Here is a 19,874-nt window from a genome sequence, read left to right as displayed (position 1 = left end):
GCGGTGCGCTCCGTGCGATCAGAAGTCGCCCGCGAGACGCAGCCGGTCGCCGAGATGGGCGACGACCTCGTCGAAGCCCGCGACGGCGTACGAGTGGGACGTCCCGTCCACGACGACGCGGCGCCGCGGACTGCCCAGCCGCTCCGGCAGCTCCCGATAGACGCGGTGCACGACGGTGCCGCGACGATCCTCCTCATCCGTCAGCGGGAACTGCAGCAACCCGAGCCGGGTGACGTCGCCGCGCAGGCGAGCCCAGGCGGCCGAGGCGCCGAGCAGGACGGAGATCCAGTACCGCTGGAACGTCCGACGCAGCACGGGGACGTGGTCGCCGAATCTCGCGGCGAGATCGGCCGCCGAGCCCGACACCACCTCGTCGCCTCGGCGGATGTCGGTGGTCTCGCCCCGGCCCTGGAACAGGTAGGCGTACCGCACCGCGATGTCGCTCTGCATGCCCGCGAGGTAGAGGGTGCCCTCGTAGTGCACCCCGTAGGCATAGCCGAGGAAACCCGGTCGACCCGCGTCCATGTAGTTCCAGTCGGCCGCCTCCACCATCTCCTGCGGCAGCAGCTCGGGGTCTCCGAGGTAGCACCGCAGCGTCACCGGCGAGCCGAAGAGCGGGAACCGGCCGTCGGCGATGTCGTCGCAGACTCCCTCCATCGCCACGACCGTGAACGGCACGCCCCGGTAGGCGAACGGGACGGGCGCCGACAACGGCGCGGTGTGGTTGAACGACCGCAGCAGCTCGCCGAGCGAGACGCCGGAACGCTCGGCGATCTCCTCGCGGGGCGTGGGGTCCTGAAGCCATCGCTCGAACAGCGCCCGCCGGTCGGCGAGGAACGGATTGTCGTAGACCCGGTCACGCAGCCAGTCGCCCGTCGGGGGCACGAGGACGTCGGATTCCGATTCCAGCATGGAAAGGGACATGGCCTGCCTCCCTGAAGATGAGTCGTCGACGGGTACGCCGGACGCCGTGAGCCGCGTCGACGGGTTCGTGATGAAATCGCAATGGCCGGATGATGACGGGCCCGCGCAGCTGATCTGCGAGCACCATACCCGAGGCGACCGACGCAGAGCGCCTCATCGCGAAACAGGCGCATTTCCACTCGTTCTCCCGGACTCGACAATAGCGTTGCGTGATCCCGCCGCGGATCGGTCGACCACGGTGTCCTCGGGAGCGGCCCGCCGCCGGCTCTCGCCGTTGCCTCGACCGCCATGGCGGCGGCAGGCAAGGCGAACTCGACGAGTCGGTCGACTATCCCGGATTACCCGGACTGGGGTGCCGATTCGCCGATTCCGCTGACCCATCGGCTTCGGCAGGACGCTCCGGTTCGGTGCGACGCGATTCACGTTCTGGCGGACTCGCACCGGCGTCGCATCGAGCACGCGCGCGCCGCGGCTCGCCCGGCCCCGGGGTCGGACGAGCCGCGGGCATCCCGCCGCGAGCGGCTCGGCACCGGAGCGAGACACGCCCGATCGCCCGCCGCCCTGAAGTGTCTCGGACTCACGAGTCGGCGGGTCGGAACGCTGCCGGGCGGCCGGGCCGCGGTGCGACGCCGCACCATCACAGCCTCGACATCGACCCTCTCACCAGGCATGATGCACCGGCCGCCCTGGCATCTCGACATCGGCCGTGTCCGCTCGCGCGCCGACCGCCGACCCGGCGTGACGGCCCGGCGATGCCGAGTCCGGCAGGTCCGCTACCGGTCGGCGGGGCGCGGCCTGCTCCGCCGCGGAGGCGCACCGTGCGTTCGATCCGCCGCCGTCGGTCGGGGAGCGACGACCACCGCGCCGCCGTCGCGGGGGCGGCCGGATTCCCACCGCCGACGAACCCGATCGCCGCGGCCCGCCGAATCTCGACCGAATCTCCGCACGAGGCGGCCCGCCCGGTTCGAGGCCGTTTCCGGCCGCATCCACCGTGCCACGACGGCGACACTCCCGGCGCGGGATCGGCGCGATCCGAACCCAGGTCTCTGGGAAACCAGTTACGGCCCGATGCGCTGAAAAACCCACCTTGCGATCGCTTTCCGTAGTCGAGTGATATCGACAGCGTGACGACCACCGGAGTCGAGGAGATTACTGGTCCGCAGTTTCGCCGAAGGCTGGATTCATGACGGCTCGGCCAGGTAGCGTGTCGGCAGAACTGGGGTGAAACAACGCTGACACGCGAAAAAGGTGTGCGCTGACGTCGTCACGCAATCCGACTACCGTGCTGCCCGCTTGTCGGGTCCACGTCGGCGGATCGGCGACGGGATTAGTGTGCGCATTTCTGTCGTGTGCCGACTGGGGCGAAATTCACTGGAGATATCCAGGACCGGTATTCCCGGACAGCCGAGAGCTGCCCGACCGCCGGACCCGCTCGGCCGCCGGAGGAGACCCCCTGCCCGGACTCGTCCGCAAGCGGAGATCGGAAGGAAGTAGATGACCAACACTGCCGGCCAGACCAACCTGGAGACCATCGAGCGTGCCCGGCGAGTCACCGCAGCCGAGGTCTACGACATCGGCACTCGCTTTCCCGGGGTGTTCGTCAGCGCCGAGGGCTCCTGGATGCGCGACGTGGAGGGCAACCGCGTCCTCGACGTGACGGCGGCCAGCGGCTCCCTGCTGCTGGGCAACCAGCATCCGGCAGTCGTCGAGGCGGTCGTCAAGTGCGTTCGCGACCACGGCGCCGCGTTCGCGAGCACCCTCACGCCGCAGCGCATCGAGCTGGCCGAGCGTCTCTGCGAGCGGTACCCCGCGGGTGAGAAGGCCGTCTTCTGCAAGACCGGCTCGGAGGCCACCACCACCGCGATCCGCCTCGCCCGCGCCTACACCGGCCGGGATCTGATCCTGACCTCCGGCTACCACGGCTGGCACGACTGGCAGCTCACCTACCTGCAGATGGGCTACGACCCGGCGTCGCGGGTGGCGAACTTCGGCTACAACGAGACCGGGCTGGCGCGGATGCTGGCGGAGTTCGGCGACGAGGTCGCGGGCGTCATCGTCACGCCGGAGCCCGCATGGTTCGACGCGGCCTATTACCGCAGGCTGTCCGACCTGTGCGCCCGGCACGGCGTGCCGTTCATCATCGACGAGGTCATCACCGCGCTCCGTTGGGGGCCGCGTGGGCTCAACGGCACCGGCGAGGTCCCCGCCGACCTGCTCACGGTGAGCAAGGGCCTCGCCAACGGACACGCCCTGTCGGCGGTGCTCGGCCGTCGAGACATCATCGACGCCTACGACAAGGCGGGCATCGCGGGCACCTACACCCGTGAGGTCCCGCCGATGGCGGCGGCGCTGGCCGTGCTCGACGTGCTCGAGGACGGCACCGTCCACGAGCACTGCGAGAAGATGGGCGGCCTGCTCAAGGCCGGTATGAGCGACATCCTCAAGACGATCGGCATCCCCGCCTACGTGACCGGCCCGAACATGATGTTCGACGTCGTGGTCGAGTCGGAGAAGCTGTCCTGGGATCTCTACCGCGCCGCCTTCGACTTCGGCGCCTACTTCGAGGACAGCGGCACCCACATGGTGACCGCGGCGTTCGGCGAGGCCGAGGTGGAACACGCGCTCACCGCGTTCGACCAGGGTGCCAGGAAGGTCGCGAGCAGCCTGGAGCTGGACCACGGCGACCTGCCGACCCAGCGGCGCCTGGAGTTCGCCCTGGAGGCGTTCGGCGGCTCCATCAACGACGACCCGGACGTGCTGCGGCGCATCGACGAGGTCGTCGACCAGGTCAAGAAGCGGGACCGCGACCTGCCCGGCGCGCTCGACCGGGCCTGCGGCTGAGATGACGGCAGGTTCCGGGACGCGGCGGCTGCCTGCGTCCCGGCCTGTCCTCGACGGCGAGTGGGTGCGCGTCGCCGACCGTTCGTACGGCACCGAGGTCTTCCGGGTCGAGGGCAGACACACCTACTACGTCAAGACGACCCCGCCGCGAGACCCCGACGATCCGCGTTTCCATCCGGAAGGGGAGGCGCGGCGACTCGACTGGCTTCGCGGCCGAGGCTTTCCGGTGCCCGAGGTGGTCGACGTCGGTGCCGACGACTCGTCGGCATGGCTGGTCACCACGGCGGTTCCGGGGCTGCCCGCCGCGGCCCGCTGGCCCGCCCGGCAGCGGAGCCGGGTGCTGGCGGGGGTGGCCGAACTCGTCGGCGAACTGCACTCGTCACCCGTCGAGGACTGTCCGTTCGACGGGGGTCTGAGACACACGCTGGCGTGGGCGGAACGTGCGACGCGCAGCGAGCTCGTCGACGTGGCCGACCTCGACGAAGGTCATACGGGGTGGACCGCGGCCCGGCTGCTCGCCGAACTGCGGTCCGCCGCGCCGCCCCCGGAGGACGACCTGGTCGTCTGCCACGGCGATCCCTGCCTGGACAACGTGCTCGTCGACCCGGCGACGCTGCGGCCGACCGGGTTGATCGACGTGGGCAGGCTGGGAACGGCGGATCGCTGGCGGGACCTGGCCGTCCTGGTGCGCAACCTTCAGGGCGAGAACGACGGGTGGGCGGACGGCGCCGATCACGCGAGCCGGTTCCTCGCCGTCTACGGAGCGGACCACGACGAGTACCGAGCGGCCTACTACCGGCTGCTCGACGAGTTCTTCTGACGACTGGAGGAGTCGAGGTGTTCCCACCGCCCGATCGACGCCCGGACGCGCGTCCAGAGCCGACCCGTCGCCGCGCCGCGCCCGCGTCGCAGACGGCGGCGGTGACCATGCGTCTGTTGCTGCTCTCCCCGCATCCGGACGACATCGCCTGGTCGTTGGGCGGGACGGTGGCCCGGCTGGGCGCCGCGGGCGCCGACCTGCGTGTCCTCACCTTCTTCGGTCGCTCCCGATACGCTCCCGGTCACCCCGCGCACGGCGAGGCGGAGACGACCCGGGTGCGCGCTCTGGAGGAGGAGACGTGGGCGCGGGCCGCCGGGGTGCGGCTACGCCGAGGGGATCTGCCCGATGCGAGCCTGCGCGGCTATGACGACGACACCGAGATGGGCGCGATCCCCGAGGACGCGGTGATCGGCCGGGCGGCGGCGATGCTGCGTCGCGCCGTCGACGAGATCCGCCCGGACGTCGTGCTGGCACCGCTGGCCGTCGGCGGTCACGTGGACCACGCGGCGGTACGGGCCGCGGTCACGCGCATCGGGCTCGGCGACCAGGCCCGACGCGGGCCGACGGCACACCGGCGTGCGGACCTGCCTGCCGGCGGCGAGCCCCTCCACCGTGTCCCGGTAGCCGTGGGCGGCGGCGGGGCCGCTCTCGCGGCGAGCCCGAGTGTCGGCGTGGTCGGCGAGACCGGACCGGTCCGCGTCCGCGACACGGGCGACCCGCCCGTCGACACCCGGGGACTCGGGCAGGCGGGCGAGCCTGCCCTCTTCTGGTACGAGGATCTGCCCTATGCCGCGCGGGGCGGGCCCCGGCCGCCGGGCCTTCCGCTCGTGATCGACGTCGAGGAGGTCTGGTCGGCCAAGGAACGCGGGGTGCGCTGCTTCCCCTCCCAGGAGCCGGACACGGTGCTGCCCGTCCTGCGCGGACACGCCGACGCGGTGTCGGGCGAGCGGGTCTGGGCGCCGGGACAGGCGGCGGCGGACCGGCTGCGGCGGCTCGTCGGATGAAGGGTTCCGACGAGCACGGGTTCACGGTGCGGCCCCTCGACATCGCCGTGCCCGCCGAAGAGCTCGACGACCTGCGGCAGCGCCTCCGACGGACTCGGTGGCCGTCGAACTCGCCGGGGCCTGCCTGGAGCCAGGGCACCGACGCCGACTACCTGCGCGGCCTGGTCGGCTATTGGGCCGACGGCTTCGACTGGCGCGCCCGGGAACGCGAGCTGAATCGTCTCGATCACTTCCAGGTCGATCTCGACGGGGTCCCGATCCACTTCGTGCACCAGCGTGCCGCCCGAGGCGACGGCGTGCCGTTGATCCTGACGCACGGCTGGCCGAGCACGTTCACGGAGTTCCTGCCGCTGATCCCGCTGCTCACCGATCCCGACGCACACGGCATCGACGGGCCCGCCTTCGACGTGGTGATCCCCTCGCTGCCGGGTTACGGCTTCTCCGGACGACCCGCACGCCGCCACACGATGCGAGACACGTCGCGGTGGTGGCACCGCCTGATGACCGGGCTCGGCTACTCCCGCTACGGCGCCCACGGCGGCGATCTCGGCTCCGGAGTGAGCACCTTCCTGGCGATGGACCATCCCGACTCGCTGCTGGGCCTGCACCTGAGCAACCTCGAGTTCGCGCCCGATCTCGGGCCGGGATCGCCGCCGCTGTCCGCGGCCGAGGCCGCCTACGTCGCCGCGGAACGGAACTGGGAGCAGGACGAGGGCGGATACCACCTCCTGCTGTCCACGAAGCCGCAGACGGCCGCGTTCGGTCTGGCCGACTCGCCGTCGGCGTTGGCGGCCTGGATCGTGGAGAAGTGGCGGACCTGGTCGGACAGCGGCGGCGATCTCGACAGCCGGTTCTCGCGCGACTTCCTGCTGACCATGGCGACGCTCTTCTGGATCGGTGACGCGGGGTCCCCGCTCCGGGACTATCACGACAATCGCGAGATCCACCTCGCGTTGAGTCACGAGGAGCGAATCCGAGTCCCGACCGCCGTCGGTCTGTTCGACAACGAGTTCGTCGACTGCGGGAGCCCACCGCGTACCTGGGCGGAGCGACTGTACGACGTCCGCCGGTGGACCGTGATGCCGCGCGGCGGGCACTTCGCCGCGGTGGAGGAACCGGAATCGCTGGCGCGGGACATCATCGAGTTCTTCCGCTCCCTCACTCGCCGATTCGATCCGGCGAAGGGGGCGTCTCATGACGATGCGAATTGACCGACCCCAGTTCGATCGATTCCATCACGGGCTGCCGCCTGGGGAATCCCCGGCGATCGACACAGCCACCGCTGCACCGCGTTTCACGTCCCACCCGACCCTTTCCCGACTCTTCCCGATGGAATCCCATGGCCATTGACACCGCGGATCAGAACACGACCTACGACGCCGTCATCGTCGGCAACGGCGGCCTCGGCCTCTCCCTCGGGCTGGTGCTCGCTCGGCGAGGAATGCGCGTCGCCGTCGTCGGCGAGTCCACCCGACCGTTCGCCGCATCGGTCGCCGCAGGCGCCATGAACGGCTGCTTCGGCGAGGTCACCCCCACCCTGCTGCGCAGCGAGTACGGGCGCAGGAAACTGGCCATGGACGTGCGCGCGGCAGCCAGGTGGGACGACTGGGAACGGCTACTCGTGGAGGAGTCCGACGAGAGCCGCATCCGCTCGGCGAACGGCACCGTCGTCATCCTCAACACGATCGGCGTCCCCGGCATCGACACCGCGGGCTATGCCTCGATCCGGCAGGCCCTGCACGACTACAAGGAGCCCTACGAGGACCTCGACCCCGAGGACGTCGAATGGCTCGCGCCGGAGCCGAAGTCCCGTCCGCTCAAGGCCATGTTCATCCCCGGCGAGCATGCCGTGGACACTCCCGCGCTGCTCCGCGGGCTGACCACGGCGTTCGGCAGGCAGGGCGGCACGCTGATCGACTCGCACGTGAGCGGGCTGCGGCTGGAGGGCAACCGGGTCACCGGCGTCGACCTGCGGACGGGCGGTTCGCTGTCGAGTGACACCGTCGTGCTCGCCGCGGGCGCCGCCTCACACGATCTGCTCGCCGGCGTCGACGCCGAGATCCGCGATCGGATTCCGTCGCTCGTGTCCGGCTCCGGAGTGTCGCTGCTGGTGCGCACCGAGAACGGGCTGATCCCGGATTCGGTGATCCGCACGCCGAACCGCGCCTTCGCCTGCGGTCTGCACGTGGTGCCCAGGGGCGACGGCGTGGTCTATCTCGGCGCGACCAACGAGATCCTGCCCCGACCGTGTGCGACGGCGGCGATCGGCGAGATCAACCTGTTGCTCAGCGGCATTCGGCAGCTGCGGGCCGACCTCGTCGACGGGCACATCGAGAAGATCAACGTCGGCAACCGGCCGGTGCCGCTCGACGGCTACCCGCTGCTGGGCGAGGCGGGCGTCGACGGCCTGTGGATGATGACCGGCACCTATCGCGACGGTCTGCACCAGTCGCCGATGCTCGCCGAGGAGATGGCGGCGCGCATCCTCGGCGACGCCTATGACACCGATCTGGACGTCTTCACCCCGGTGCGTCCCCCGCTGCAGTCGCTGAGTCGCGAGGAGACGCTGGAGGTCGCGGTGCTGCACACCATGGCCGTCGGCGTGGAGCACGACTGGCATCTGCCGGAGGACCTGCCGCCGCTCATCGAGGAGCAGTTCCGGCGCTCGTTCGAACAGAAGCTGGCCGAGATGGAATCGGACTTCATCCCGCCGCCGGAACTCCTGTTCTTCGTGGAACCCGAGATCGAATCGGCGCTACGCCGTTATTACGACGCATACCGGAACGGCTGACCGGGATCACGACTCGACCGGTCCGACGCGATGCGCCATCGAATCCCGATTCGGTGGCGCATCGGCGTTTCCGGGTGGATTTCGATCGCCGCGCCGCGACGTTATTCGCTAGGATGCGACGGTGACCTGGTTAGCACCGAAAATCGATCGAACGCCGTCGCCGACGCACGGAGACGAACACACCGTACTGACAGGGTGGCTCGACTATCAACGCGACACCCTCTTGGTCAAATGCGCGGAACTCGGCGCGACACAGCTGAAGACGGCCAGTGCCGAACCGTCCAACCTCACCCTGTTGGGCATCGTCCGGCATCTCACCGAGATCGAACGCTGGTTCCACGGGCTGCTCACCGGAAGCCCGGAGGACGGCCCCTATTACACCGACGAGAGCCCGGACGCGGCCTTCGACGACCTCGCCGAGGCCGACGCGGAGACCGACTACGGAGTCCTGGTCGCCGAGATCGGCAAGGCCCGGGCGGCCTTGAGCACCCGGAGCCTGGACGACCTGGTCGTCGACGAGGAGGACGAGGAGGAGATGGTCCTCCGGACGGTCGTGGTGCATCTGATCGAGGAGTACGCCCGACACAACGGCCACGCCGACCTGCTGCGGGAGCGCATCGACGGCGCCGTGGGCGACTGAACCCCGCCCGACCCGGAGGCGTTCGCATCGCTGCCGACGCGGACGTCCGGGCTCGGCACGAGACCCGAATCCCGGTGGGGGACTCGACGATCGCGGCGCCCCGCGGGACGGTGCGATCGTCGAGTCCCGGCCGACCTCACATCGAGGTGCCCCGGCCCGGCCGTTCCGCCGATCCCGCCATCTCCAGGTCCCCGTCCGTCTCGTCGCGGGGTGCCTCGCCGTCCCGATCCGGCCCGACCGTCATCCCGCCGGAGTCCATCCCACCGGATGCCATCCCCTCGGAGTCCATCCCGCCGGACGCGTTCCCCGTCGCCGCCGCGATCGACGCCAGCGCCGCCATCGACAGACCGTCGCCGTCATCCGCACGGTCGAGCGGATGCGTCGGCTTCAACGGCGGCAGGACATAGCTGTACAGCCTGCCGACGAAGACGTTGATCCGACTCCACTCGTCTCGGTGGTTGACCGGTGCGATCGCCCGCCGATGCCGACGGGTGTCCTGGAGGACCTGCTCCAGCCTGGTCCGTTCCGGGACGACGCGGCCCGCCATGCCCGGCAGACTCGGCTGCCGGAACTCCGCCGTGCTCTGCCGAAGCCATCCCTCGGTGTCGGCCTTGATCCCGTCGGCGAGCGCGCGGATGGCGGCCTCGGCGTCGACGCCCTCGTCACGCTGCTGCCAGTAGCGTCGCACCCGAGCGGCGTGCCCGATGATCCCGGTGTTGATGCCGCCGCTGGTCAAGAAGTCGCCGTTGCCGAACGAGTCCCCCGCGACCACCCCGTTCGGCGCCACGCGCGCGTCGACGCCCATCTTCGCCGTGACGGTGAACAACGTCGGGGTGGAGGCGATGCTGGTCCGCACGATGTCCCGCTTGGGGATCTCCGTGACCACCGACACCTGATCCAGCCAGTAGTCGCGGAGCAGGTGTTGATAGCCGGCGAAGTACTCGGGAGAGTCCACGGCGGTGCCCGCCGGGACGAGACCCGCCAGGATCGGGTCGAAGGTGCGGAAGTCGGGCACCTCCGCCGCGACCCAGCCGATCTCGGCGTCCTCCTCGTGGCCGATGGCGATCTGGCGAGTCCAGTACTCGTTGCCCGCGCGGTCGAACTCGGAGCTCACCCGCTTGCGGCACCGACTGTCCACGTAGATGGTCATCAGTCCGATGAGGTAGTCGCCCTGGGCCTGGACCGGGCCCCGGCCGTCCTGGTGATCGATCAGCCACGGCTCCTGCCGCAGTCCCAGCCGCGCGGCGTCCGAGCTGTTCAGTCCCTCCGCGACCATGAACAGCTCCGGCACGCCCAGGTCGACGATCATCGTCCCCGGGGCTCGCACCCGCCGATAGGTGTGCTTGCCGTCCATCTCACGGATGGCCTCGATGCGAATCCGCTTGCGCCCGTCCGGCTCGTCCACGAACCCGTCGGGCGTCGCGGGCCGCCGCCCCCGGCTCGGCGTCGGCTCGACCACGCGATGGAACCGGAAGAGTCGGCAGCGCGGGGTGACGTCGGCCGCGAGATCCATCTTCTCCAGCTCCTGGAGGTAACGCCGGAGCACGATCAGCAGCTCCTGCGCCCCCGTCTGGAACATCGACCGTTCGGCGAGCACCTCCCCCATGTCGCGGCCGAGACGAGGCTCGGCGTTCTCCGGCGGCGCGGCCACCGGCCCCAGCTCGGTGATGGTCCGCCGCGGCGCGCCGTCGACCCAGCGATCGTCGATGAACTCCACCGACTGCACCAGGCCCGCGATGTGCGAGTCGGGCGTGTAGCCGGAGACCACCTCGTCGGCGCGTGCGTCGCCCGCGCTCTCCGGGTCCCGGTTGTAGAAGCACTCACCGAGCAGGAACAACGAGCCGTCGCCGCGCCGTGGGATCCGGTCCTCGCCGTAGCGCAGCATCATGAGTCGGTCGATCTCGACGAGGTGGTGATACAGGTCCTCGCGGATGTTCCAGTGCATGACCGCGACGAACGGGTCGCCGCGCAGCTCGACGCCGACCGCCCGACGGCCGGTGGCGATGGACCACAGCATGGCCGTCATGTTCGTGCCGCTGAGACCCAGCGCGACGAAGTCCGCATCGGCGACGCCACGCAGGTCGGGCTTCTGTTCGACGGGGCTGCGGCGAGTCGGGTCCAGGTCGGTCGGCGCCGTCCTCGGGACGGCGGGTTTGATCAGGAACGTCGCCACCCCCGTCGCCACCAGGATGAGGCAGGCCGCCACGAAGAAGGCCGTGCCGTAGCCGCCGGTGAGCGCCGCGTCGTCGGAGACCCCCCGGCCGAGGGCGGCCTCGGTGCTGCCCGCCGCCACGGTGGCCAGCACCGCCAGTCCGACCGCCGCGCCGAGCTGCTGGGTCGTGTTGACGAGACCGGAACGCACCCCGCTGTCACTGCTCGTGGCGTTCGCCACCGCCACCGTCAGCGCCGACGGCGCGGCCAGGCCGGTGCCGAGGCCGATCAGCAGCAGGCCGGGCAGCACGTCGAGGACGTAGCCGCCTTCCACGGGGATGCGGGCGAGCAGCGCCAGCCCGGTCGTCATCGCGACCAGGCCCGCCAGCAACGCCGTCCTCGGGTCGACCTTCTTGGTGAGGCGCGGCGTGGCCTTGAGCGAGATCACCGCGATCATGAGCGCCACCGGCAGGAAGGCCAGCCCGACCTCGATCACGCTCAGCCGCCAGACCTGCTGGAAGTAGAGGGCACCGAGGAAGAACGTGGCCGTCGGTCCGATGGCGAGCAGCGCCAGCACCACGTTCGTCCAGGCGACGTTGCGTGCCCGCAAGACCTCCGGCGGCACGAGCGGGTCACGAGCCAGTGCCTGACGCACCACGAAGCCGGCCAGCAGCGCCAGCGCCACGCCGGCCAGGACGAGCGTGCGTGCCGACGTCCAGCCATGGTCGACGACCTGCACGATCGTGTAGACGGTCAGCATCAGCGATGCGACGATCAGCACCGCGCCGACCACGTCGACGCCCGGTACGTCCACGTCCTCCCGGACGTCGTAGAGGGTCCGCCGGGCGAAGAGGATCGTGGCCAGGCAGATGGGCACGTTGACGAAGAAGATCCAGTGCCAGCTGATCGACTCGGTGAGCAGCGCCCCCACCAGCAGGCCGATCGCCGCCCCCGCCGAGGCGACGAACGCATAGCAGGCCAGTGCCTTCGACCGCTCCCTCGGCTTCGGGAACATCGAGACGATCATGCCGAGCACGACGGAGGACGCCAGCGCCCCGCCGACGCCCTGGACGAACCGTCCGCCGATCAGCATCTCCTGAGTCGTCGCCAGCCCGCACGCCACCGAGGCGAGGGTGAACAGGACCAGCCCGCCGATGAACATCCGTCTGGCGCCGAACAGATCACCGAGCCTGCCGCCGAGCAGCAGCAGGCCGCCGAACGGGATCACGTAGGCGTTGACGACCCAGGCAAGCTCCGCCTGCGAGAACTGGAGGTCGGCCCGGATCGTCGGCAGCGCGACGTTGACCACCGAGGTGTCCAGGATGATCACCAGAGTGCCGACGCACAGCACGATGAGGGCCAGCTGCCGCTCCCGTAACGTGCGAAGCGGGACCGACCGGAGCCGCCGGCCGAGGACCGTCTCTCCCAGGGAGCCGTGGGAGTCGCCCCGGGGCCGCAGGGCGGGCGCGTCGGTCGCCATCTCTGTCGGCGTCATGAGGCCGCGCCCGCGGCGACCGGCGTCTGCTCCATCGAGCCGGTGCCCGGCTCCGAGGCCGGCGTCGTCCGCTCCGCCGTGCTGTCCGGGCAGGTCCGCAGCAGCGGGTGCGTCTCCGACAACGGCGGCAGGTCATAGGTGTGCAGCCTGCCCGCGTGGATGACCAGGCGCCGCCAGTCCGACGGGTTGAGCGGCACCAGGGAATGCCGATGGCGCCGGGTGGCGTCGATCGTGGTGGCGCGCTGCGCGCTGTCGCGGCCGGTGATCGTCTCGATCTCGTTGATCCGCTCGGCGCCGAAGTTGATCGGCACGGCCTGGCTGAACTCCTGGGCGCTGACCCGCAGCCAGCCGTCGGTGTCCTCCTTGATGGCGTCGGCCAGCTCCCGGATCGCGGTGTCGGTGTCGGTCCCCTCGTCACGCCGCTGCCAGTACCGCAGCACCCTCGATGCGTGGCCGACCATGCCGGTGATGGCTCCGCCGCTGGTGAGGAAGTGCCCGTTGCCGAAGGAGTCGCCCGCGACGACCCCGTTGGCGGCCACCCGCGCGTCGGCGCCGACGCGTTCGACGAGGCTGAACAGCTTGGGGCCGTACGGCATCTGGACCTCGTCGAGCTCGGCCACCGGGATCTCGGTGATGAGCGCGACCTGTTCCAGGTAGTACTCCCGCAGCAGATGCTGGTGTGCGCCCAGGTATTCCTTCGACTTGCGGTCGGTGCCCGGGGGCACCAGGCCGGCCAGGACCGGGTCGAAGGTCTTGAAGTCCGGCACCTGCACCAGGATCCAGCCCACCTCGGGATCGTCCTCGTGACCGACCGCGATCTGACGGACCCAGTACTCGTTGCCCTCCTTGTCGAACTCCGAGGCGATCCGGCGGCGCAGCCTGCCGTCGACGTTGACCTCCATCAGGCCCGCCAGGTAGTCGGCCTGGGCCACCACCGGGCCGCGCCCGTCATGGTGATCGACCTTGACGTCCTCCTGTTTGAAGCCGAGCCGCTCGGCGTCGTCGCTGTTGAAGCCCTGCGCGATCATGAACAGTTCCGGGGTGCCCAGGTCCATGACCTTCGTCCCCGGCACTCGCACCCGGCGGAACTTGCCCTTGTAGTCCAGCTCGCGGACGGCCTCGATGCGCAGTCGCTGGCGTCCGTCGGGCCCGCGGACGAAGCCCTCCTCGTGGCGGAACCACGTGAGGACGCCGTCGTCGCCGGGGTCCCCGGTGACCACCCGGTGCGACAGGTACAGCCGCACCCTCGGCTCCACGCCCGCCGCGAGGTCCATCTCCTCGATGAGCTCCAGGTAGCGACGCATCATGACCAGGGCCTCGGAGGCGCCGATCTGGAATGTCGACGGCCCGTCCAGCACCTCGGCGGTGGGCCTGCCGATCTTCGACGGGTCGTGCTCCGCGGGTGGGCGCGGCGGGTCGACGATGGTGAGCACCCGCTGCGGGGTGCCGTCGGCCCACCGGTCGTCGATGAACTCCGTGTGGTGGATGAGCCCCGCGACGTGCGTCTCGTCGCCGAGCGAGCTGAGGAACCCGCTGATGACCTCGTCGGTGTAGATACCGCCGGGCTCGCTGGCGGGGCTGTAGAAGCACTCGCGCAATCGGAACAGCCTGCCGTCACCACGGTGCGGCAGCCGTTCCACCGGATAACGCTCGGCCATGAGCTGATCGATGAGGCCGAGGTGGTGATAGAAGTCCTCCCGAATGTTCCAGTGCACGCCCAACGCGGGATCGCCACGCAGTTCGACGCCCACGACGCGACGCCCCATGGCGACGCTCCAGAGCATCGCCATCATGTTCGTACCGCCGAGGCCGAGCGCCACGAAGTCGGCGTCGACGGCGCCGGTGGTGTCGTCGAGACGCCGATCGACATCGCCGGTGGAATGGTCGAGGTGTTCGGCGGGCACACTACGCTCGGCGCCGCGCATCGTTCGCATCATCCGAGACATGAGTTGCGGCATTCGTGGCTTGGCCATCGTCACTCCCCACAAAGTTACGTCTGAATCGGGGCAGCACGTGCTACGCCACCCCGAAGGATGTAGCCCTCGCCCGATACCCGATCCGAAGTATCGCGGGCGCGGGTTCGCGGGAAGGGCCACGCCAGACGCCGGACGAGCCTTGCGCTCGCCCGGAGGACTGGGGCCCCCGCAGCCACGTGCCCGCTGTAATGCGGTCACGAAGGACGTCGCGGAAACCTGATTCGTGGAATAGACGAAATCAGGTCGGCACAGACGTCGACGTCGACCCTAGCAGGCCGAAGCGGGTCGCGGACCGAGTTCAGGGAAGCGCGCCGACCCCTATCGAACGTCGGCTCCCCGGGCCGCGACGCCGCGGCATCACGGCGGCGGAATCACGCGACACCGCGACCCCGACGAACTCCGATCCGCACTCTCACGACAACGGAAAGTGACGAATACTCGAGTGCCTGTCGATCTGGTGTCAATAACGATTCGAGAGTCACGAAAGAGCTTGCCGACACCGACGGTCGGGCTTAAGATCGCGCAATTATCCGGCAGCGCGCCCGGCCGTCCGCGGTCGAATTCCCACGTCATCGTGAGTGACCACGGCGGTGTTTGACGGGTCGACTCCGCCGCGCCGACTACAGGGGGTGATCGGTGTTACCGCCGACCGAATCTGGTATGCGAATCCGACCGGTGCTGCCGGCGGACGAACAACCGCAATTGCATCGCATGGCGGAGGAGGTACGGCACATCCTGGACCGGCTGCTGGCGGGCGCACCCGCGGCGACGGACACGCGCAACCGGCTGCTCGACGAGCTCTCCTGGTGGCAGGACGTCGACGACCGGCCGCTCGACGAGGCGGTCGAGCGCAGCTTCCTGCTGCGGCAGGTGATCCTGCGCAGCGCGCCCAGCGACGGAACGTGGCGTAACGCCCTCTCCTACATCGGCGACCCCGATCCCGTCGACGAGCAGGTCTGCACCTACGACTACGACCGCGCCGAGATCCGCTTCGCGCCGGACTCCCCGCTTGCCCGCCCGTACGCCTGGATGCGCGGCGACGGCTGCGCCGTCGAGACCTGGTACTCCCGGACCGGCATGTCCGCCATCACCGCATGGTTGATCGCGGTCGCCAGGATGGCCGCCGAACGGGGCATGCCGCATCTGGTGCTGACGAACCGGCTCTACCACGAGGCCGAGATCCTCTTCGACATGGCACGACTCGCCGATGTCACGGTCCGCAAGCACGACGACCTCGACAGCCTGCTCGCCGCGGCGAACGAGGCGGAGCACCCCGTGGTGATCTTCCTGGACTCCAGCAGACCCGACGGCACCGCCGCGGCGTTGACGCGGCTGCTGCGAGAGATCGACCCGACGAAGGTCGGCAGCGTGCTCTGGGACAACACCTGCGCGTCCGCCTCGGACAGTCCGTTCGAGCCTGCCGGACCGTCGTGGTCCGAGGCGTCCGAGGCGCCTGCCGCGCCGCTGCCCGTCGAACCGCTGACGCTGCTGGACCTGGACGACGACGGTGTCGGACAGGCCTCGACGACCCCGCGGCTGCGCACCGACGAGCTGACCACGACGCTCGTCGTGCTGCGCAGCCACGCCAAGCTCGATCAGCTCGGCCTGGAGCTGTGTTCGCTGGGTTCCGTGGTGATGATGACCGGCCCCGCGAACACGGGTGAGGGTCCGCACTGGCAGACCGGAATGCAGCGGTTCTTCGCCGACAGCCTCGCCGTCACGGGGGCGTGCGCGTCGCCGGCCACGCTGCGCCTGATGGCGTCGCTCGGTCTGCCCGACGAGTCGCTGTCCCGACGAGCCAATCGCCATCTCCGGCAGGCCAACGCGCTGGCCGCGCGGATCCTGATCGACGAGCTCACACCGACCGGGCGCTATCAGGTCGAGGAGAACGAGCACGGCTGCTTCGTCGAGATCCATCTGCTCGAACTGCCCGGCCCCGAGCCGATCGGCGGACCGCCGACCTGGCCGGTGTGGGACGAACTCGACCGCGAGCTGACCCGGATCGGCGAGCACGCCGCCGAACGGTCCATCCCGATCTGGAAGTCGGCGAGCTTCGGATTCCACTACACCGGCCTGAGCTGGTACTCCGCCGAGGACCCGCCGCGCCCGCAGGGCCACGCCCACACGGTCCTGCGAGTCTGCTTCGGAATGCACGACCCCGCGGTCACGGCGGAGGCCGCCGAGATCATCGCCGAGCATCTGACAAGGAAGTCCTCGTGGACACCGATCTCCTGAACACCGCCGCCCCGGCCCCGATCCGACACGCCGTGCACCTGCCCGACGACGATCGCATGTCACCGGAGTTCCGTGCTGTCGTCCGGCGGCGCGGCGAGGAGGCCGCGCTGGGACTGGTGGCCGATCTCGACGCCCTCGATCGCCGCTATTCGACGACCGTCGCCGCCGCCGCCCGTCATGACGTGCGCCTGCTGTGCGCGGTGAAGGCGTCCACCCATCCCGAGGTGCTGCGCAGGGCCGCCGAGTTCGGCCTTGGCTTCGACATCGCGAACGAACCCGAGTTCGAGGCCGCGCGCGGCGCCTCCACGCGGGCCCGGCTGAGTCTGACGTCTCCCGCGCTGCCGCGCCGCGAGCAGGCGCCGCTGTTCGCGGCCTTCGCCCGCGGCGAGATCCACCGCTGGCACTGCGACTCGCTGGCCCAGCTTGAGGAGCTGGCGAGCGCCTGTCCCGGCTCCACGGTGGGGGTCCGGGTCTGTCTCGACGGCCTCGATGTCCCCGAGGGCATGCCGCTGTTCACTCCGAGCCGCTTCGGCATCCGGCTCGATCAGCTTCCGCTGGCGCGAGACATCGCCGCGCGACACGGCTGCGCGCTGCGCTGGATCCACGCCCACAACGGGTCGGAGGAGAACGACATCGCGAGCTACGTCTTCGCCGCCGAGGCGATCGTGGCCGCCGCGCGCGCACACGAGATCGATCTGGAGGCGGTCGACCTGGGCGGCGGCCTGTTGGCGGAGGCGACGCCCGAGGCGTTGGACGAGTTCTTCGGCGCCGTCCGCGCCGCGGTCCCGGCCGAGACGGAGCTGGTGTTCGAGCCGGGCCGGTACTGGCTGATCGACTGCATGACGCTCATCACCCAGGTCCTCGACGTCAAGGAGACTCCGGACCGAGTACTGCTGGTGCTGGATCTCGGTCTGATGAGCCATCTGCAATGGGCCGATCACATCCGGATTCCGACGCTCGGTCTGCTCGTGCCGGACGACTCTCGGCCCTGGCGGCTGTGCGGCCGCAGTTGTTTCGAGGAGGACATGCTCGACGAGTGGGAGAAGGTGCCGGTCGCCGCCGACGCGCCGGTGCCCCGCCGAGGCGACGTGATCGCCCTCGGCAACATCAGCGGCTACGCGATCGAGCTGAGCTGCGACTTCAACGGGGTCCGGCGGCCCACCCTGGAACTGCTGGGCGTGTGACGGACCGCCCCGGCTCGGCGAGCATGACGGGAGCCGGGCCCAGCCGTCTCAGTCCGTCGGCTCCGTCGGCTCCGTCAGCTCCCGAAGCAGTTCCGAGGCCGTCGCCGCGGCGCGGACGAGGCAGGCAGCAGTCGGATCTCGCTGAGCCGTTGGTCGGGACTACTCGGCAGGTCACCAGGGAAGACACCCGGTTCGAGCGGCACGACGACCCGACGGCCGCCTGGTAGTCGGCGACGGCAAGGAGGGCCCGCAGCCGCCGGGCGGTCTTCTCGTCGACTCCGATGCCCCAGTCCCCGTCGTCGTCGGTGCGAAACCGAAGGTAGTCGTAGCGCGTGCGACTGTGGCTCTTGTGGTCGTGCACTCGCGCGAGCTCGGCGACGGCCTCGGCGGCGAAGGCGGGTCCCTCTCGTGTCAGCCAGACGGCGGCGAACAGGTCGAGTTCCCGCGATCGTGATGTGTCTCCTGTGCGTCGACGGTGGCGACGACGGCAGCACCCAAGGGGGTCTTCCTCCCGAGGAGGAAGACCCGGCCCGCGTCGCTCAAGGCCTCGTCGCCCCGCATCTTCTCCATCACGTCCCGGATCTCGCGCTCGTGACGCTCGATGATCTCCACGGCGTCTTCGGCGACGGTGATCGGCCTGCCCGTCACTCCGCCTCGGCGCGGTAGCACCTCCTCGCGCAGCTCCTCAGGAAGGACGAGGTCGTCCTCGTCCAGCAGGACGCCGGGCCCGGTGCTGCTCGTGGTCGACGCGACGTTCATCAGTGCTGCTCCCCCAGATGGTGGCGGCCGCCGGTGATCGGCGACCGACCTCGGGCTCGATGGGGAGAGAAGGTGACGAGGGCGACCGACAGCGTCGACCGACTCAGGCTCCGACGTCCGCCTCGGGGCGGCATCGAGCTCAGGGACGGCGCGCCTGCGGTGTGCCGACGTCGGCCGTGGCCACTCGCCACGTCGCCGCGGGTGTCCGCAGGAGTCGGTCCGCGAGGGCGAGCCTGCCGGGGCACGCGCCCGGTGCACGGCGCGGAGGCAGGCAGGCGAGCGAGGCCCGACGGGGGTGCGGGCGGGCCGAGCCCGCGCCGGAGTCGCCGCAGACCCCGCCGCCGGGGGCCTGCCGTGCCTCGGTCCGCGCGAGCCGACCGACGCGAGGTCAGTCCGATGATGCTCCGGTGAGGATGCGCATCGCCTCGATCAGTTCGGCGGCCGTCGGGGCCGACTCGGCGTCGACCAGCCATTGCGACATGACACCGTTGATCATCGTCACGGTCAGGGAGCCGACCGTGCGGGCCTGCTCGCGCGTCACGTCCTCCGCCGCCATACCCAGCACCATGGCGGCCAGCTCGCGACGGATCGTGGTGAAGGTCTTGGCGAGCTGTTCCCGTACCTCTACGGCGAACTCGGCCTGGGCGGCGGCCTGCGTGCTCGCCACCATCATCGCCCGCTGCTCCGACGCGGTCGCCAGCAGTCCGTCCAGGAAGGCTGCGAGCCGCTCCCTCGGCGTGGTGTCGGGCAGGAACGCGGCGGCGTCCTCGATGGACGTCCCCCACTCGTCGAGCGCCGCGATGACGGCGGCGTTGAGCAGTGCGTCCTTGGTGCCGAAGTGGTAGCCGATGGAGGCGAGGTTCGCCCCGGTCACGGCGACGATGTCCCGCGCGGTCGTGTGGGCGTAGCCCTTCTCGATCAGGCATTGCCGCGCACCGGCCAAGAGGTCGTCTCGCTGTCCCATGCCGAGCATGGTACCGCCAGTAGTCATACACTCGTGTTACACCGCCGTCTTACACATACGTGTTGTACAGACGTATAAGACGTGTGTATG

Annotated in this window: 13 protein-coding genes; 8 read left to right on the top strand and 5 right to left on the bottom strand. The window is 70.2% G+C overall.

The genetic code is table 11. The features are described from left to right. Positions 1-18 precede the first annotated feature (18 nt). Complete coding sequence (locus tag AHOG_RS05400; RefSeq protein ID WP_157736654.1) at positions 19-924, bottom strand: hypothetical protein; 906 nt, start codon at positions 922-924, stop codon at positions 19-21. 1,494 nt (positions 925-2,418) lie between these two features. Here AHOG_RS05400 and AHOG_RS05395 point away from each other — a divergent pair. The 6 genes from AHOG_RS05395 (at position 2,419) to AHOG_RS05370 (ending at position 9,020) form a co-directional block, all read left to right on the top strand. After that, complete coding sequence (locus AHOG_RS05395; RefSeq protein WP_093940364.1) at positions 2,419-3,765, top strand: aminotransferase class III-fold pyridoxal phosphate-dependent enzyme; 1,347 nt, start codon at positions 2,419-2,421, stop codon at positions 3,763-3,765. Between the two features lies 1 nt (position 3,766). Next, on the top strand, positions 3,767-4,585 hold the full coding sequence (locus tag AHOG_RS05390) for an APH(3') family aminoglycoside O-phosphotransferase (RefSeq protein ID WP_093940363.1): 819 nt from the start codon (positions 3,767-3,769) through the stop codon (positions 4,583-4,585). 17 nt (positions 4,586-4,602) lie between these two features. Then, positions 4,603-5,589 carry a PIG-L family deacetylase gene (locus tag AHOG_RS05385; RefSeq protein ID WP_093940362.1) on the top strand — a complete coding sequence of 329 codons (987 nt, stop codon included), beginning with the start codon at positions 4,603-4,605 and terminating at the stop codon, positions 5,587-5,589. Continuing rightward, a complete protein-coding gene (locus tag AHOG_RS05380) occupies positions 5,586-6,800 on the top strand; it encodes an epoxide hydrolase family protein (RefSeq protein WP_093940361.1) in 1,215 nt (404 codons plus the stop codon). The genes AHOG_RS05385 and AHOG_RS05380 overlap by 4 nt, the downstream gene beginning before the upstream one ends. 128 nt (positions 6,801-6,928) lie before the next feature. Beyond that, positions 6,929-8,380, top strand: coding sequence for an NAD(P)/FAD-dependent oxidoreductase (locus tag AHOG_RS05375; RefSeq protein WP_093940360.1), 1,452 nt, complete (start codon positions 6,929-6,931; stop codon positions 8,378-8,380). A 121-nt stretch (positions 8,381-8,501) separates the two neighbouring features. Further along, on the top strand, positions 8,502-9,020 hold the full coding sequence (locus tag AHOG_RS05370) for a mycothiol transferase (protein WP_093940359.1): 519 nt from the start codon (positions 8,502-8,504) through the stop codon (positions 9,018-9,020). A gap of 136 nt (positions 9,021-9,156) precedes the next feature. On the opposite strand, the gene AHOG_RS05365 is transcribed toward AHOG_RS05370, so the two are convergent. Both AHOG_RS05365 and AHOG_RS05360 read right to left on the bottom strand, forming a co-directional pair. Continuing rightward, positions 9,157-12,666, bottom strand: a complete 3,510-nt coding sequence (locus AHOG_RS05365) for an MFS transporter (protein ID WP_211290531.1) — start codon at positions 12,664-12,666, stop codon at positions 9,157-9,159. Further along, positions 12,663-14,591: an FHA domain-containing protein gene (locus tag AHOG_RS05360; RefSeq protein WP_184450895.1), complete on the bottom strand. Its 1,929-nt coding sequence runs from the start codon at positions 14,589-14,591 to the stop codon at positions 12,663-12,665. Before AHOG_RS05360 ends, AHOG_RS05365 begins: the two co-directional genes overlap by 4 nt. A gap of 711 nt (positions 14,592-15,302) precedes the next feature. On the opposite strand from AHOG_RS05360, the gene AHOG_RS05355 reads away from it, so the two are divergent. Together AHOG_RS05355 and AHOG_RS05350 are read left to right on the top strand one after the other, a co-directional pair. Further along, positions 15,303-16,877, top strand: coding sequence for a hypothetical protein (locus tag AHOG_RS05355; protein WP_093940358.1), 1,575 nt, complete (start codon positions 15,303-15,305; stop codon positions 16,875-16,877). Next, positions 16,859-18,061: a diaminopimelate decarboxylase family protein gene (locus AHOG_RS05350; protein WP_093940357.1), complete on the top strand. Its 1,203-nt coding sequence runs from the start codon at positions 16,859-16,861 to the stop codon at positions 18,059-18,061. Before AHOG_RS05355 ends, AHOG_RS05350 begins: the two co-directional genes overlap by 19 nt. Before the next feature lie 411 nt (positions 18,062-18,472). On the opposite strand, the gene AHOG_RS05345 is transcribed toward AHOG_RS05350, so the two are convergent. Beyond that, entirely contained in the window at positions 18,473-18,820 is a 348-nt protein-coding gene (locus tag AHOG_RS05345; protein WP_093940356.1) for a hypothetical protein, read from the bottom strand. A gap of 388 nt (positions 18,821-19,208) precedes the next feature. Continuing rightward, positions 19,209-19,784 (bottom strand): TetR/AcrR family transcriptional regulator, encoded by a 576-nt coding sequence (locus tag AHOG_RS05340; protein ID WP_157736653.1) that lies wholly within the window; start codon positions 19,782-19,784, stop codon positions 19,209-19,211. Positions 19,785-19,874: the final 90 nt, after the last annotated feature.

Source organism: Actinoalloteichus hoggarensis (genome assembly GCF_002234535.1).
Lineage (GTDB): Bacteria > Actinomycetota > Actinomycetes > Mycobacteriales > Pseudonocardiaceae > Actinoalloteichus_A > Actinoalloteichus_A hoggarensis.
Note: the sequence above shows the minus strand (reverse complement) of the source record. Positions and strands in the feature narration are given on the sequence as shown.